At 40.5% G+C, this 309-nt stretch carries 1 protein-coding gene; it reads left to right on the top strand.

The annotated features are described in order from the left end of the window. On the top strand, positions 1-309 hold a 309-nt coding region (locus tag PZC42_RS24385), incomplete at both ends, for a hypothetical protein (RefSeq protein ID WP_277213971.1).

Raw genomic sequence — 309 nt, 5'->3', positions numbered from 1 at the left:
GCTATGTATGTGATTATATACTTGGTGGCCAACTTGATGGTTCTAGCTCCACAAAAGAGGAGTTCCTTGAGAAATTCAAAAATGCTGTTTCTCCAGGATTTGATCCTGATGTTGACTTAGTGAAAGTTGGCATTGCCAATCAAACAACAATGCTTAAAGGAGAAACTGAAGAAATTGGGAAGCTTGTTGAGAAGACAATGATGCGTAGGTTTGGAGTTGAGAATGTCAATGACCACTTCATTGCCTTCAACACTATCTGTGATGCCACACAGGAAAGACAAGATGCAATGTACCAGCTAGTGAAGGAGA

The organism is Isoptericola croceus (assembly GCF_029382255.1).
Taxonomy (GTDB): domain Bacteria; phylum Actinomycetota; class Actinomycetes; order Actinomycetales; family Cellulomonadaceae; genus Isoptericola; species Isoptericola croceus.
This window is presented reverse-complemented; position numbering and strand designations above follow the sequence as displayed.